This window comes from Variovorax sp. GW821-FHT10C12, assembly GCF_059415405.1.
Genome location: NZ_JBWKNE010000007.1, coordinates 196,546 through 210,873 on the forward strand (window position 1 = coordinate 196,546; position 14,328 = coordinate 210,873).

9 protein-coding genes are annotated in these 14,328 nt (G+C 70.2%); 6 read left to right on the forward strand and 3 right to left on the reverse strand.

Annotated features, from left to right (window positions below; all coding sequences use genetic code 11):
- Positions 1 to 182: 182 nt before the first annotated feature.
- Complete coding sequence (locus AC07OH_RS25605) at positions 183 to 797, reverse strand: glutathione peroxidase (protein ID WP_489060649.1); 615 nt, start codon at positions 795 to 797, stop codon at positions 183 to 185.
- Positions 798 to 925: 128 nt separating this feature from the next.
- Here AC07OH_RS25605 and AC07OH_RS25610 point away from each other — a divergent pair, with 128 nt between their 5' ends.
- From AC07OH_RS25610 to AC07OH_RS25620, 3 genes are all read left to right on the forward strand, one after another.
- A complete protein-coding gene (locus tag AC07OH_RS25610; protein WP_062475258.1) occupies positions 926 to 1,783 on the forward strand; it encodes a ferritin family protein in 858 nt (285 codons plus the stop codon).
- A 98-nt stretch (positions 1,784 to 1,881) separates the two neighbouring features.
- Positions 1,882 to 2,772, forward strand: coding sequence for an RNA polymerase sigma-70 factor (locus AC07OH_RS25615; RefSeq protein WP_492682169.1), 891 nt, complete (start codon positions 1,882 to 1,884; stop codon positions 2,770 to 2,772).
- A gap of 104 nt (positions 2,773 to 2,876) precedes the next feature.
- A complete protein-coding gene (locus AC07OH_RS25620) occupies positions 2,877 to 3,344 on the forward strand; it encodes a carboxymuconolactone decarboxylase family protein (RefSeq protein WP_062475252.1) in 468 nt (155 codons plus the stop codon).
- A gap of 3 nt (positions 3,345 to 3,347) precedes the next feature.
- On the opposite strand, the gene AC07OH_RS25625 is transcribed toward AC07OH_RS25620, so the two are convergent.
- Together AC07OH_RS25625 and glnE are read right to left on the reverse strand one after the other, a co-directional pair.
- The gene (locus AC07OH_RS25625; RefSeq protein WP_495302592.1) at positions 3,348 to 4,454 is read right to left on the reverse strand and encodes a septal ring lytic transglycosylase RlpA family protein; all 1,107 of its coding nucleotides are present in this window, start codon (positions 4,452 to 4,454) and stop codon (positions 3,348 to 3,350) included.
- On the reverse strand, positions 4,447 to 7,242 hold the full coding sequence (glnE, locus tag AC07OH_RS25630; RefSeq protein ID WP_495302593.1) for a bifunctional [glutamate--ammonia ligase]-adenylyl-L-tyrosine phosphorylase/[glutamate--ammonia-ligase] adenylyltransferase: 2,796 nt from the start codon (positions 7,240 to 7,242) through the stop codon (positions 4,447 to 4,449). The genes AC07OH_RS25625 and glnE overlap by 8 nt, the downstream gene beginning before the upstream one ends.
- 25 nt (positions 7,243 to 7,267) lie before the next feature.
- Between glnE and AC07OH_RS25635 the strand changes: the two genes are divergently transcribed.
- The 3 genes from AC07OH_RS25635 to AC07OH_RS25645 are packed head-to-tail and all read left to right on the forward strand — an operon-like array spanning position 7,268 to position 14,306.
- A complete protein-coding gene (locus AC07OH_RS25635; protein WP_495302594.1) occupies positions 7,268 to 11,413 on the forward strand; it encodes a YhdP family protein in 4,146 nt (1,381 codons plus the stop codon).
- Positions 11,410 to 12,228, forward strand: coding sequence for a carbon-nitrogen hydrolase family protein (locus tag AC07OH_RS25640; protein ID WP_095747289.1), 819 nt, complete (start codon positions 11,410 to 11,412; stop codon positions 12,226 to 12,228). Before AC07OH_RS25635 ends, AC07OH_RS25640 begins: the two co-directional genes overlap by 4 nt.
- Positions 12,229 to 12,230: 2 nt before the next feature.
- Positions 12,231 to 14,306 carry a sensor histidine kinase gene (locus tag AC07OH_RS25645; RefSeq protein ID WP_495302595.1) on the forward strand — a complete coding sequence of 692 codons (2,076 nt, stop codon included), beginning with the start codon at positions 12,231 to 12,233 and terminating at the stop codon, positions 14,304 to 14,306.
- Positions 14,307 to 14,328: the final 22 nt, after the last annotated feature.

Here is a 14,328-nt window from a genome sequence, read left to right on the forward strand (position 1 = left end):
GCGCCCGGAAGACCTCGCAACATGAAAACCTGTGGGCCTTGGCCGCCCACGCCAAGTATGAGCGCGGGTTTTGGCGCACGGTTCCCCGTCGAGTGGTAAACGTTTGTGACGTGCAGTTCACAGTGAGAGGGACGCATCGGCAAATAATATTACCGATACGTATTTTTGTGAACTGATCAGTCTTAATTTGGCCCGAGCTGTTTCTCGATGACGTTCACGAAGCCGGTTTCGTCCGGCGCCGTCATGCTCGACCAGGCCTGCACCACCTTGCCGTCGCGCCCGATCAGGTACTTGTAGAAGTTCCACTTCGGCGTCGTGCCCGAGGCCTGCGCGAGTTGCTTGAACAGCGGGTTGGCGTCGGTGCCGCGCACGGCCGACTTGGCGAACATCGGGAATTTCACGCCGAAGGTGCTTTCGCAGAAGTCGGCGATCTCCTTGTTGGAGCCCGATTCCTGGGAGAAGTCGTTCGACGGGAAGCCCAGCACCACGAGGCCGCGGGCGCGGTACTTCATGTCCAGTGCCTCCAGCCCTTTGTACTGCGGGGTGAAGCCGCAAAAACTGGCCGTATTGACCACCAGGACCACTTTTCCGGAGTACTGGCAAAGGTTCTGGGGCTTTTCATCCTGCAGCCGCGGGAAGCTGTGCTGCAGGATCGCCGGGCATCCCGCCGCAGCGCCCACCACGGGCGCGGCGGGGGCGGTCTGGGCACCCGCCGGGAGGGCGGCCACAAGGCCCGCCCCGAGTGAAAAGGCCGTGGCGCAACGTCGCAGCATCGACGATCGGGCGGGGGTTCGCATGACGGGCTCCTGGATCGAAAAGGGGGTGTGCATCTATGGCGCAAGCGCGCGCGTAAGCACATCATCGCGCGTCTGTCACGGGCGCGCCAAACGGCCCGACTAAAATCGGCGGCCATTGAAAGACTTTGATGCTCTACCCGGAACTCTTCAGACAACTCGAATCCGTCCGCTGGGACATGGACAAGGACATTCCCTGGCAGTCGTTCGACGCCTCCTTGCTGACTGAAGAGCAGGCGCAGACCATCAAGATGAATGCCATCACCGAGTGGTCGGCGTTGCCGGCCACCGAGATGTTCCTGCGCGACAACCGGCACGATAGCGACTTTTCGGCGTTCATGTCGATCTGGTTCTTCGAAGAGCAGAAGCACTCGCTGGTGCTCATGGAGTACCTGAAGCGCTTCAGCCCGCAGCACGCGCCCACCGAACAGGAACTGCACGAGGTGCGCTTCGACTTCGACCCTGCGCCCCCGCTCGAAACCCTCATGCTGCACTTCTGCGGCGAGATCCGCCTGAACCACTGGTACCGCCGCGCCGCCCAGTGGCACACCGAGCCGGTCATCAAGCACATCTACACCACGCTGAGCCAGGACGAAGCCCGCCACGGCGGCGCCTACCTGCGCTACATGAAGCGCGCCATGGAAAAGTTCGGCGACGAAGCCCGTGCCGCCTTCACCAAGGTCGGCGTGCTGATGGCCAGCGCGCGCCGCACCGCCCAGGCGCTGCACCCGACCAACCTGCACGTGAACAAGGCACTGTTCCCGAACGACACCATCCAGAGCCGCATGCCCGACCCCGACTGGCTCGAGCACTGGCTGGACAAGCAGATCAAGTTCGACGCCGGCTGGGAAACCAAGGTCGGCGAGCGCATCCTGCACAACCTGAGCCTCTTGATGAACCGCAGCTTCAAGACCGTGCAGGAGCTGAACCGCTACCGCAAGGAAGTCTCGGCCACGTTGGGCCCCAAGCCCGAATACCAGGGCGCCTGAGCCGCTCCCAAGATCTGAAAAATCGCCCCGCATGCCGGGGCGTTTTTTTTGGGGGCGCGGGCTGTCACAACACGGCGACGTCAAACGTCTAATCGGGCATGGACGACCCGACCCTCACCTTCGACAGCCACCGCCGCCGCCTCCAGGGCATCGCCTACCGCATGCTCGGCTCCGTGGCCGAGGCCGAAGAGGTGGTGCAGGACGCCTGGCTGCGCTGGCATGAAGCCGACAAGGCCAGTTTCGACAGCGCCGAAGCCTGGCTCGTGACCGTCGTCACGCGCCTGTCGATCGACCGGCTGCGCAGCGCCAAGGTCCAGCGCGAACACTACATCGGCCCGTGGATGCCCGAGCCCACGCTCACCGGGTCGCCCGACACGCCCGAGGAAACGCTCGAGCGCGTCGACAACATCTCCGTCGCCTTCCTGGCCGTGCTCGAGCGCCTGGCGCCCGAGGCGCGCGCCGCCTTCCTCATGCGCGAGGTGTTCGACGCCGACTACGACGAGATCGCCCAGACCCTCGGCAAGAGCGAGGCCGCCTGCCGCCAGCTGGTGCACCGCGCCAAGGCCCAGGTGCAGGAGGCGCGCCCGCGCTTCCAGGTCTCGCGCGACACCCACCAGCGCCTGCTGCGCGCCTTCGCCGACGCCGCCGCGCGTGGCAGCATGCAGGACCTGAAGGCGCTGATGGCCGAAGACGTCGAACTCATCGGCGACGGCGGCGGCAAGGTGCAGACCTTCAGCAAGATCCTGCGCGGCAGCCAGCGGCTGGCGCAGCTGTACTTCTCGCTCTGGCGCCGCATGGGCGCCGGCGTGCACATGGAGCTGGTCGAGCTCAACGGCGAGCCCGGCATGCTGCGCTTTCTGGACGGCGAACTCGAATCGGCCCAGACCTTCGAGATCGAGGGCGAGCGCATCGTGCGCATCCGCGCCCAGCGCAACCCCGACAAGCTGGCGCGCATCGCGCAGCTGTTCGCGGCCAAACGGGGCGCCTGAAGAAAAAAATCGCGCGGCCTGTCACAGGGCCGGTGGCTGGCGCGTCTTCAGGGGGTAGCAAGCAGATTTCGCTGTTTTCCTTCAACCACCCTGGAGTACATCTCATGAGCCAAGCCCCCGCCCTCCGTCTCGCCTGGACCAAGTTCGCCCCCAAGTCCTTCCAGGCCATGATCGCCGTCAACGGCAGCTTCGAGTCGAGCACGCTCGGCAAGGTGCTGATCGACCTCGTCTTCGCCCGCGTCTCGCAGATCAATGGCTGCGCCTACTGCCTGGACATGCACGTGCGCGACCTGCGCGTGCAGGGCGAAGACTGGCAGCGCATCAACAGCCTCGCCACCTGGCGCGAAGTGAGCCTTTTCAACGAACGCGAGCGTGCGGCACTGGACTGGGCCGAAACGCTCACGCGCCTGGCCGACCACCACGCCGACCGCGATGCCGAGTTCGAAGCGCTGAAGGCCGTGTTCAGTGATCAGGAAATCGTCGAGCTCTCGCTCGCCGTGGCGCAGATCAACGCCTGGAACCGCCTGGGCGTGGGCCTGCGTTCGCAGGTCGTGGCCAAGGCGATGCCCTGAGCTTCAGCGCCGCTCGACCACCATCGGCGCGATGCGCAGGTTGTCGCGCAGCTGCGTGACGGCCTCGCCCGCCGCGTTGCGCGACGGGAACGGGCCGGCCTGCAGGCGGTGCGTGCCGGCTTCGCTGAACACGCGCAGCTGCGGCGCCAGCGTGGGCAGGCCGCGTGCGGCCTGGCTTCTCAGCGTCTCGGCGCCGTCGCGTTCGCGGAACGCGCCGAGCTGCACCCAGAAACCGGCGGCAGCGGAAGAGGGCGCCGATGACGTGGCCGGCGCGGCGAGCGGGGCCAGCGGCGCAAGGTCGGTCACCACCATCGCCTCGCGCGGGCCGGCCGGGGCCTCGGGTTCCGACGGTGCCGCGGCCATCACCGGCGTCTGCGGTGCCACGGGCATCGTCGCTGCGGGCGCCGCAGCAGCCGTCATTGCAACCGGCGCGACCCAGGCCGATGGCACAGCCACCGGCGCAGCCGCCACCCGAACGGGCGCGGGGGCCGGCGCAGGCGCTGCGGCATAGGCCGTGCCCGCATCGCGACGCCAGGCGCCGGTGCGGATGTCGTCGTTGGTGATGCGCTCGATCTCCACCGGCGCCACGCCGCGCAGCAGGTCGAGCTTCAGCGCCGCCGTGTAGCTCAGGTCGATCACGCGGCCGTCCACGAAGGGGCCGCGGTCGTTCACGCGCACGATCACCTCGCGGCCGTTGGCCGGGTTGCGCACCCGCACGTAGCTCGGCAGCGGCAGCGTCTTGTGCGCGGCCGTCATGGCGTACATGTCGTAGGGCTCGCCGCTGGCGGTCGAGGCTGCATGGAACTTGCGGCCGTACCAGGAGGCGATGCCCGATTCGCGGAACGGCCGGTCGTCGGTGATCGGCTGGTAGCCGCGGCCCAGCACCGTGTAGGGCTTGCTGGTGCCGCCGCTGCTGCGGATCGCCTCGATGCGGGGCTCGGCGTCGGGCACGCGGTCGAGGTCCGACGGGATATTGCTGCCGGGGCCGTCGCGGCCACTGGCGACGCCGCCGCCACTGCTGCGTGGCCCGCTGGCGCAGCCGGCCAGCACGAGCGCGGCGGCCAGGGCGCAGGCCGTCAGCGCGCGGGAGGCGAGGGCGCCGTCAGCCAAAGACCGCCTTCCACAGCGCCAGCATGGCGTCGCGTTCCGCGCTCAGGGCAGGCGGCGTGACCTGTGTCGGCTCTTCGTTCAGGCGCGCGGTGTGCTGCACGCGGCGCAGCTCGCGGTAGGCGGTGGCCGCGTCGCGGCCCACGCCTTCGGGCAGCAGGCCGGCTTGCTCGGCACGCAGCAGCAGCGCGATGTTGCCCAGGTTGGGAATCAGCTCGGGGTGTGCGCCCGAAGCCGACAGCACCAGGAACTGCACCGCGAACTCGGCATCGACCATGCCGCCGGGGCTGTGCTTCACGTCGAAGCGGTCGGCCTTCACGGGGCGGGCGCCGCGCAGCTTGTTGCGCATACCGATGATCTCGGCCTTCAGCGACTCGCGGTCGCGCGGGGCCACCAGCACGGCCTCGCGCACCTGGTCGAAACGCGCGCCCAGTTCGGCGCCGTGGTCGGCGCTGCCCAGCACGAAGCGCGCGCGCGTCATGGCCTGGTGCTCCCAGGTCCATGCGGTGTTGCTGCCGCGCCCGAGCTGGTACTTTTCGTAGGCCTCGAAGCTGGTGGTGAGCAGGCCCGAGTTGCCGTTGGGCCGCAGCGCGGTGTCGATCTCGAACAGGTCGCCCTCGCGCGTCTTCACCGTGAGCCAGTTGATGAGCTTGCGCACGTAGGCCGCATAGACCTCGCCGGCGCGCTCGTCGTCATCGTCGTAGACGAACACGATGTCCAGGTCGCTGCCGTAGCCCAGCTCTTTGCCGCCCAGCTTGCCGTAGCCGATGATCGCGAACTGCGGCACCTCGCGGTGGCGGTTGCGCACGTGCGGCCAGCACCAGCGCGCGGTCACGCGCAGCGTGGTGTCGGCCAGCGCGCTCAGGTCGTCGGCCACCTGCTCTACGGTGATGCGGCCGTCCACGTCGCGTGCCAGCGTGCGGAACACCTCGGCATGGTGGGCGTGGCGCAGCAGGTTCAAGAGGCGCTCTTCGTCGGCCTCGCCGGTGCGGGTGAGCGAGGTGTGGCGCGCTTCGAGCTCGCGCTCGAATTCGTCGGCGATGAAGCGGCCCGAGAGCATCTCGTCGCTCGCGAGCTCGTCGATCACGCCGGGATGCTGCATGAGGTAGCGCGCGGGCCATTTCGCGGCGCCCAGCAGGCGCAGCAGGCGCTCCTGCACGGCGGGGCGTTCGACCAGCAGCGCCAGGTAGCTCTCGCGGCGCATCAGCGGCTCGATCCAGTCGGCCCAGCGCATGGCGGCATCGACGTGGCGCGGCGTCTGTCCCGCGCCGTCGCCGTCGGGCTCCTTCAGCCACTGGCCGGTGCGTTGCACCAGCTGGCGCAGGCGGCCCCGGGTTTCCTCGCGCAGGGCGAGCACGCGCGGCGTCTCGCACCAGTCGCGGATGCGCTCGGCGAACACGGGCGGCAGGTCGTCGAGCAGGTCGGCCAGGTCGGCGGGCGCGGCGGCCTTCTTGCCGTTGCACTTGCCGTTGCAGGGCTTCTCGCCGCCCAGCAGCTTGTCGAATTCCTGGGCCACGAACTCGCGGTGCGTGTCGAGCTGTTCGAGGAAGGGGCAGCAGTCGGCATAACCCATCGACTGCGCGATCCAGCGCAGGTCGTCGTCGTTGACCGGCAGCACGTGGGTCTGCTGGTCGTCCAGGTACTGGATGCGGTGCTCCACGCGGCGCAGGAACTCATAGGCCGCGGCCAGCGTGTCGGCCGTGTCCTGCGGCATGAGGTTGGCGCGCGCCAGCCGCTGCAGCGCGTCGAGCGTGGGGCGCGTGCGCAGCTCGGGGAACTGGCCGCCGCGCACCACCTGCAGCAGCTGCACGGTGAATTCGATTTCGCGGATGCCGCCGCGCGAGAGCTTCACGTCGTTGGCGCGCTCGGGGCGTCCGGCGCTGCGGCGCGCCGACTGCTCGCGGATCTGGCGGTGCAGGATGCGCAGCGAATCGAACACGCTGTAATCCAGATAACGGCGGAACACGAAGGGCAGCACCACGTTGCGCAGCGCCTGGGCCTGGCCGCCGAGCACCACGGCGCGCGGCGCGACCACGCGGCTCTTCATCCAGGCAAAGCGCTCCCATTCGCGGCCCTGCACCTGGAAATACTCTTCGAGCGCGTCGAGCGAGACCACGCTCGGCCCCGAGTTGCCGTTGGGCCGCAGCGCCAGGTCGACGCGGAACACGAAGCCGTGCTCGGTCACGTCGCCCACCAGCGCATAGATGCGCTTCACGGCCCGCGCAAAGTACTCCTGGTTGGACAGCTTGCCGCGCCCGTCGGCATCGCCGGCCGTGTCGCCGTCCACGTCGTACAGGTAGATGAGGTCGATGTCGCTGGACACATTGAGTTCGCGCGCGCCCAGTTTGCCCATGCCGATCACCCACAGCTGCGAGCGCTGGCCTTCGGGGCCGAGCGGCGCGCCGTGCTGGGCGTCGAGTTCGTGGCAGGCGTCCTGGCAGGCGATGTCCAGGGCCAGTTCGGCCAGCTCGGTCACGGCGGTGGTCACCACCGCGAGCGGGGCCTGCTGGTCGCAGTCGAGTGTGACCAGACGTTCCATCGTGAGCTGGCGCACGATGCGCAACGCATCGCCCACGGCCACGCCGCGTGCGCGCAGCGCGTCGTAGGCGACGGTCATCGATTCGCGCCGGGGCTCGCCGGGCGGCAGCAATTCAAGCTCGGCCGCATAGCGGCGGCGCAGCCGCTGGACGAATCGGGAACTGGAAGAAAACGCGGAAGGCGTCGGATTGGATGGCAACTGATTCACACTGGTGTGGGTTGGCGCGGAACCCGGCTCTAGGCTGGCGGTCATAATTCCCGACACAGCGCGATCCTCAATGAACGACACGGCGTCTTCCCCTTCACGTCTGCTCCAAATCACCGCTGTGACAGCGCGCTGGCTATTGGGTCTGCTCTTCGCTGCGTGGCTTCTGCTGGCGCTGTCAGTCGTGGTCCTGCACGCGTGGATTGTGCCGCGAATCGGCGATTTTCGCGGTGCACTCGAGGCGCAGGCTAGCAAGGCCATCGGTGTCCCGGTGCGCATCGGCGCCATCACCGCCCGCTCCGAAGGGCTATTCCCGGCCTTCGAATTGCGCGACGTGGTGCTGCAGGACGCAGACCAACGCGAGGCCCTTCGCCTCGTGCGCGTGGTGGCGAGCGTGTCGCCGCGGTCGCTCTGGCGCCTGAATTTCGAGCAGCTCTATATCGAGGGTCCGCAGCTCGACGTGCGCCGCGACACTCAGGGAAAACTCCATGTGGCTGGATTGCACATGGAGACCGACACGACCGGAGAAACCCGCGCCGCCGACTGGTTTTTCGCGCAGCGCGAGTTCGTCATCGAAGGCGGCACCGTGCGCTGGACCGACGAGCAGCGCGGTGCCGAGCCCCTGCTGCTGACCGACGTGCGCTTCGTGTCCCGCAACGGCGCACGTCGCCACGGCCTGCGGCTGGACGCCACGCCGCCGGCCGGCTGGGGCGAGCGCTTCACGCTGCGCGGCCAGTTCCGCCAGCCGCTGCTGTCGCTGCGCAGCGGCCACTGGCAGACCTGGGACGGCCAACTCTATGCCGACCTGCCCTACATCGACGTCACCCGTCTCGGCCAGTACGTCTCGCTCGACGCGCGCATCCGCGAAGGCAACGGCGCGCTGCGCGTGTGGGCCGACGTGGACGACGGGCGCATCGTCGGCGGCGCCGCCGACCTGGGGCTGAACCGCATCGACGCCTCGCTCGGCAAGGGACTGCAGCCGCTGGTGTTGCGCGCCGTCACCGGCCGGCTCGCGGGGCAGATGAACGCGGACACCTTCGAGTTCTCGACCACCGCCTTGCAGTTCGACACCGTCGACGGCCTGCGCTGGCCCGGTGGCAACCTGTGGCTGCAGCACACGCCGACCAAGGGCCGCACGCCCGAGCACGGCGCGCTGAAGGCCGACCGGCTCGACCTCGCGGCGCTGGCGCTCATCGCCGACCGCCTGCCGCTGGGCGAGGCCACCCACCGCGTGCTCGGCGCCTATGCGCCGCGCGGGCTGGTCGAGCGCATCGACATGAACTGGCAGGGCGCGCCCGACGCGATCGCGCGCTACCAGGCCAAGGGGCGGGTCAGCGGGTTGCGCGTGGCGTCGCAGCCGGCGCCGGCCGCGACCACGCCGAGCACCCCGGCACCGGCCGGCGCGCCCGCCGCACCGCCCCGCATTCATCCGGGCACGCCCGGCCTCAGCGGCGCCACGCTCGATTTCGACGCCAGCCACACCGGCGGCACCGCCACGCTGGCGATCGCCAAGGGCTCGCTCGAATTCCCCGGCGTGTTCGAAGACCCGGTGATCCCCATCGACCGGCTCTCGACCCAGCTGCAGTGGAAGCTCGACAACGGCGCCATGCAGGTACAGATGTCGAAGCTGCGCTTTGCCAACACCGACGCCGAAGGCGAGGCCGAGGCCAGCTGGCGCACCAGCGACCCGGCCACCTCGAGCAGCCGCGCGCAGCACCCCGGCGTGCTCGACCTGCAGGGCAAGCTCACGCGCGCCGACGGCACGCGCGTGTTCCGCTACCTGCCGCTCGACATTCCGCAGCACACGCGCGACTACGTGCGCGAGTCGGTCATCAAGGGCACGGCCAGCACCGTCGATTTCCGCGTGCGCGGCGACCTGCACGACATGCCCTTCATGGACCCGAAGCAGGGCGAGTTCCGCATCGCGGCCAAGGTGTCGGACGTGCACTACGCCTACGTGCCGCCGTCGCTGGCCGCCGCCACCGCGACCCCAGCAACCCCGGCGTCGCGCACCGGCCCGCCCGCCGCGCCGCCGCCCGTGTGGCCGGCGCTCACCGGCGTGTCGGGCGAACTGGTGTTCGAGCGCGCGGGCATGCAGGTGCGCAACGCGCGCGGGCGCATCGCGGGCGCGCCCGGCCTCGAGATCACGAAGGCCGAGGCGCAGATCGCCGACATGTCGCACCACGCCGCGCTGCTGCGCGTCGACGCGCAGGCCAAGGGCCCGCTGGGCGAAGTGCTGCGCGCCGGTGCGCCACTGGCCGGCGAGGCCGGGCCCTTCCTGCAGCGCGCGCGCGCCACCGGCTCGGCCGACTACAAGCTGCGCCTCGACCTGCCGCTGGAAAACGTCAACAGCACCAAGGTGCAGGCCACCGTGACGCTGGCCGACAACGAGCTGCAGGTGGTGCCCGAGGCGCCGCCGTTCACGCAGGCGCGCGGCACGCTCAGCTTCACCGACACCGGTTTCTCGCTGGCCGGCGTGCAGGCCCGGCTGCTGGGCGGCGACGTGCGCGTCGAAGGCAAGGGCCGCTTCAGCGGACCGCAGCGCGAACTGGCGCTGAAGGCGCAGGGCACGGCCAGCGCCGAGGGCCTGCGCGGTGCGCGCGAGGTCGACTGGCTCGCGCGCCTGGCCAAACATGCCACCGGCAGCACGCCGTATGCCGCCACCTTCTCGATGCGCGACGACACGCCCGAGTTCTCGCTCACCAGCAGCCTGCAGGGGCTGGCGCTGCAGCTGCCGACACCGCTCGTGAAGACGGCCGAAGAGCAGATGCCGCTGCGCATCGAAAAGAAGGTGCTGGCGCGCGACACCCGCCATGCCACGCAGGACCAGCTGACGCTCGAACTGGGCCGCATCGGCGCGGTGCAGTACGTGCGCGAGCTGTCGGCCACGGGCGAGGCGCGCGTGCTGCGCGGCGGCATCGGCATCGGGCTGGCGCCGGGCGAGACGGCGCTGCCGTCCGACCGGGGCGTGTTCGCCAACGTCAACATCGCCAAGCTCGACATGGGCGCCTGGCAGGCGCTGGTGGGCACCGCGGCGGTGGTCGCCGGCAGCGAGCGGGCCGACGATCCCGACTTGGCCTACCTGCCCACGCGCATCGCGGTGCGCGCGCAGCAGCTGGGCATCGCGGGCCGCACCCTGCACAACGTGGTGCTGGGCGGCACGCGCGACGGCACGCTGTGGCGTGCCAACGTCGACGCCACCGAATTGAGCGGCTACGCCGAGTACAGCCACAGTCAGGCCGGCCGGCTCTACGCGCGGCTTGCGCGGCTGAAGATCGCGCCGGCCGAGGCCACGCAGGTCGAGACCCTGCTCGACGAGCAACCGGGCACCCTGCCGGCGCTGGACATCGTGGTCGACGACTTCGAGCTGCTCGGCAAGCACCTGGGCCGTGCCGAGATCGACGCCGTCAACCGCGGCGGGCGCGAATGGCTGCTCAACAAGCTGGCGTTCAGCGTGCCCGAAGCCACCTTCACCGCCAAGGGCACCTGGGCCGCACCGGCGGGCGCCAGCGCTGGCCAGCGCCGCACGGCCATGAACTTCAAGCTAGACATCGCCGACGCCGGCGACCTGCTCACGCGCTTCGGCATGCCGGGCGTGCTGCGGCGCGGCAAGGGGCGGCTCGAGGGCGAGGTGAACTGGCGCGGTTCGCCGTTCTCGCTCGACTACCCGAGCCTGGGCGGCCAGCTGCAGGTCGACGTGGAGCAGGGCCAGTTCCTCAAGGCCGACCCCGGCCTGGCCAAGCTGCTGGGCGTGCTGAGCCTGCAGGCGCTGCCGCGCCGGCTCACGCTCGATTTCCGCGACGTGTTCAGCCAGGGCTTCGCCTTCGACTTCATCCGCGGCGACGCCAAGATCAACAAGGGCATCGCCAGCACCAACAACCTGCAGATGAAGGGCGTGAACGCCGCCGCGCTCATGGACGGCTCGGCCGACATCGTGCGCGAGACGCAGAACCTGCGCGTGGTGGTGGTGCCCGAGATCAACGCCGGCACGGCCGCGCTGGTGGCCACGGCCATCAACCCGGCCATCGGCCTGGGCACCTTCCTCGCGCAGTGGGTGCTGAGCAAGCCGCTCGCGGCGGCCGCCACGCAGGAGTTCCACGTCGAAGGCACCTGGGCCGACCCGAAGATCGCCAAGGTGCCGCGCTCGCTGCAGCTGCTGCCCGGCCTGCCGGGCGCATCGACAGCGGGGGAAGGCAAAAAAATGGAGACCACGCAATGAAAGTCGCAGCCATCCAGATGGTGTCCGCCATCGCCCGCGAAGCCAACCTCGTGCGCGCCCACGCCCTGCTCGGGCAGGCGGCGCGCGACGGCGCCGAGCTCGCGGTGCTGCCCGAGTATTTCTGCATGATGGGCGCACGCGACACCGACAAGCTCGGCCTGCGCGAAACCGCCGGCGCCGGCACGGTGCAGGGCTTCCTTGCCGACGCGGCGCGCGAGTTCGGCCTGTGGATCGTGGGCGGCACGCTGCCCATCGAGAGCGACGACGCCGACCACGTCTTCAACAGCTCGCTGGCCTTCTCGCCCGAAGGCAAGTGCGTGGCGCGCTACGACAAGATCCACCTGTTCTTCTTCGACAACGGCACCGAGCGCTACGACGAGCGCCGCGTCATCGCACCGGGCGCGCAGCCCGTGGTGTTCGAGCTGCCCTCGCGCGACGGCCACGCCTGGCGCGTGGGCATGAGCGTGTGCTACGACCTGCGCTTTCCCGAGCTGTACCGCGCGCTGGCGGGGCAGGGCGCCGACCTGCTGCTGGTGCCCAGCGCCTTCACGCGCACCACCGGCGCCGCCCACTGGGAGGTGCTGCTGCGCGCCCGTGCCATCGAGAACCTGGCCTGGGTGGTCGCGCCCGCGCAGGGCGGCACGCACGAGAACGGCCGCCAGACCTGGGGCCAGTCGCTGGTCATCGACCCCTGGGGCACGGTGGTGGCGCAGCAGGCCGCCGAAGAGGGCGTGGTGCTGTTCGACCTCGACGCCCGGCAGGTCGAGCGCACGCGCGCCCAGCTGCCCGCGCTGTCGCACCGCGTGCTCGCCTGACGATGGCCGACGAGGCGCTGGACCTTCCCGCACCGCCGCCGCAGCCGCCCGAGCCATCGCGGCAGCGCCGGGTGTGGATCGCCTTCGCGCGCCTGCGCTCGCTGTGGCAGCGCTGGTTTCTCTGGCTGCTGCTGGCGGTGCTGGTGCTGGCGCTGCTGGTCACCGTCGTGTGGCTGGCCGGTCGGCACGAGGTCGAGCAGGTGCAGGCGGCGCTCGAGCGCGACACGGCCGACGCCGTCGTCGACCTGCGCAGCGGCCTGCAGCGCAACGCCCAGAGCCTGCGCGCCACGCTCGCGCCGGGCATGGAGCGCACGCACTGGGCCGACCGCGCGGCGGCGCAACTGCGCGAGCACCGCGAATGGCTGCGGCTCGAATGGCGCGATGCGCAGCTGCAACCCATCGAGGCCGTGAACACGCCCTACCGCATGCGCATCCTCGAGGAGAGCAGCCGCGGCCCCGCGCAGTCCGACGTCACGCTGGCCTGCACCACCGCGCGCAAGGCCGGCGCGCCCGCCTACTCGCCCAGCCACTACGTGCCCGTGGCCGGCGGCGGCGGTGTCGAGGTGATGGAGCTGTGCCTGCCGATGGACAGCGGCGACTACCTGGTGGCGAGCTACTCGCTGCGCGACACGCTGGTCGAGCTGGTCGGCCCCACGCTCACGCGCGGACAGGAGGTCGCCTTCACCGAAGCCGACGGCACGCGGCTGGTGGCGCTGGGCACCTCGCGGCGCATCGGCACGCGCGTGTTCACCTCGCAGCAGCGCATCGACCTGCCGGGCGCCTCGCTCATGCTGCGCGTGGACGGCTGGCGCGCCGCGCCCGACCTGTTCCCGAACATGCTCACGGCGCTGGTCACGGCGATCTCGATCGCGCTCGTGTCGGTGCTGATCCTGCTGGCGCGCGACACCCGCCGGCGCCTGCGCGCCGAGCGCGACCTGGCCGACGCGCTGGCCTTTCGCAAGGCGATGGAAGACTCGGTCATCACCGGCCTGCGCGCGCGCGACCTGCAGGGGCGCATCACCTACGTCAACCCGGCCTTCTGCGAGATGGTCGGCTTCACGCCCGAAGAGCTCATGGCCGACAGCGTCGAGGCGCCGTACTGGCCCACCGAGCTGGCGCACGAATACCACCTGCGCCAGACGCGCCGCTTCGCCGGCGGCCTGCCGCCGCGCGAGGGCTTCGAGTCGGTCTTCATGCGCAAGGACGGCACACGCTTTCCGGTGCTCATCTTCGAGGCGCCGCTGATCAACGCGCACAAGGTGCAGACCGGCTGGATGAGCGCCTTCATCGATGTGAGCGAGCAGCGCCGCGTCGAGGAACTCTCGCGCGCCAGCCAGGAGCGCCTGCAGGCCAGCGCGCGCCTGGCCACCGTGGGTGAGATGGCCTCGCTGCTGAGCCACGAGCTCACGCAGCCACTGGCCGCCATTGCCAGCTACGCCACCGGCTCGCTCAACCTGATCGGGCCCGAGGCGCGCGGCGAGCAGGCCGAGGTGGCCATGGCCGTGAAGCGCATCGCGGAGCAGGCCGACCGTGCGGGCCAGGTGATCCGCAGCGTGCACGACTTCGTGCGCCGGCGCGACCGCATGCGCGAGGCCGTGGCGCCGCAGGCGCTCATCGACGCCGTGTTGCCGCTGGTGCGGCTGCAGGCGCGCAAGCTCGACGTGACGATCGAGATCGTGTGCGAAGAGCGCCTGCCCGCCGTGGTGTGCGACCGCACGCTGGTCGAGCAGGTGCTGCTGAACCTCGCGCGCAACGCCATGCAGGCCATGGACAGCCCCGACAACACCGGCAGCCGCCTGCTGAGGCTGCGCGTGGCGCGTGCCCTGCCCGTGGGCGCCACCGCGCCGGCCGACGGCCGCCGCTGGCTCGAGTTCTCCGTGGCCGACCTGGGCTGCGGCATCAGCAACGAGGTGGCGGCGCGCCTGTTCACGCCCTTCTTCACCACGCGCCCCGACGGCATGGGCCTGGGCCTGAGCCTGTGCCGCACCGTGGTGGAGCAACATGGCGGCGCGCTGATGTTCGAGCCCAACCGCCCCCGGGGCACCGTCTTCAGGTTTACGCTCCCGGCTGCGGGATAGCCGCCTTTTTCTTCTTCTTCGT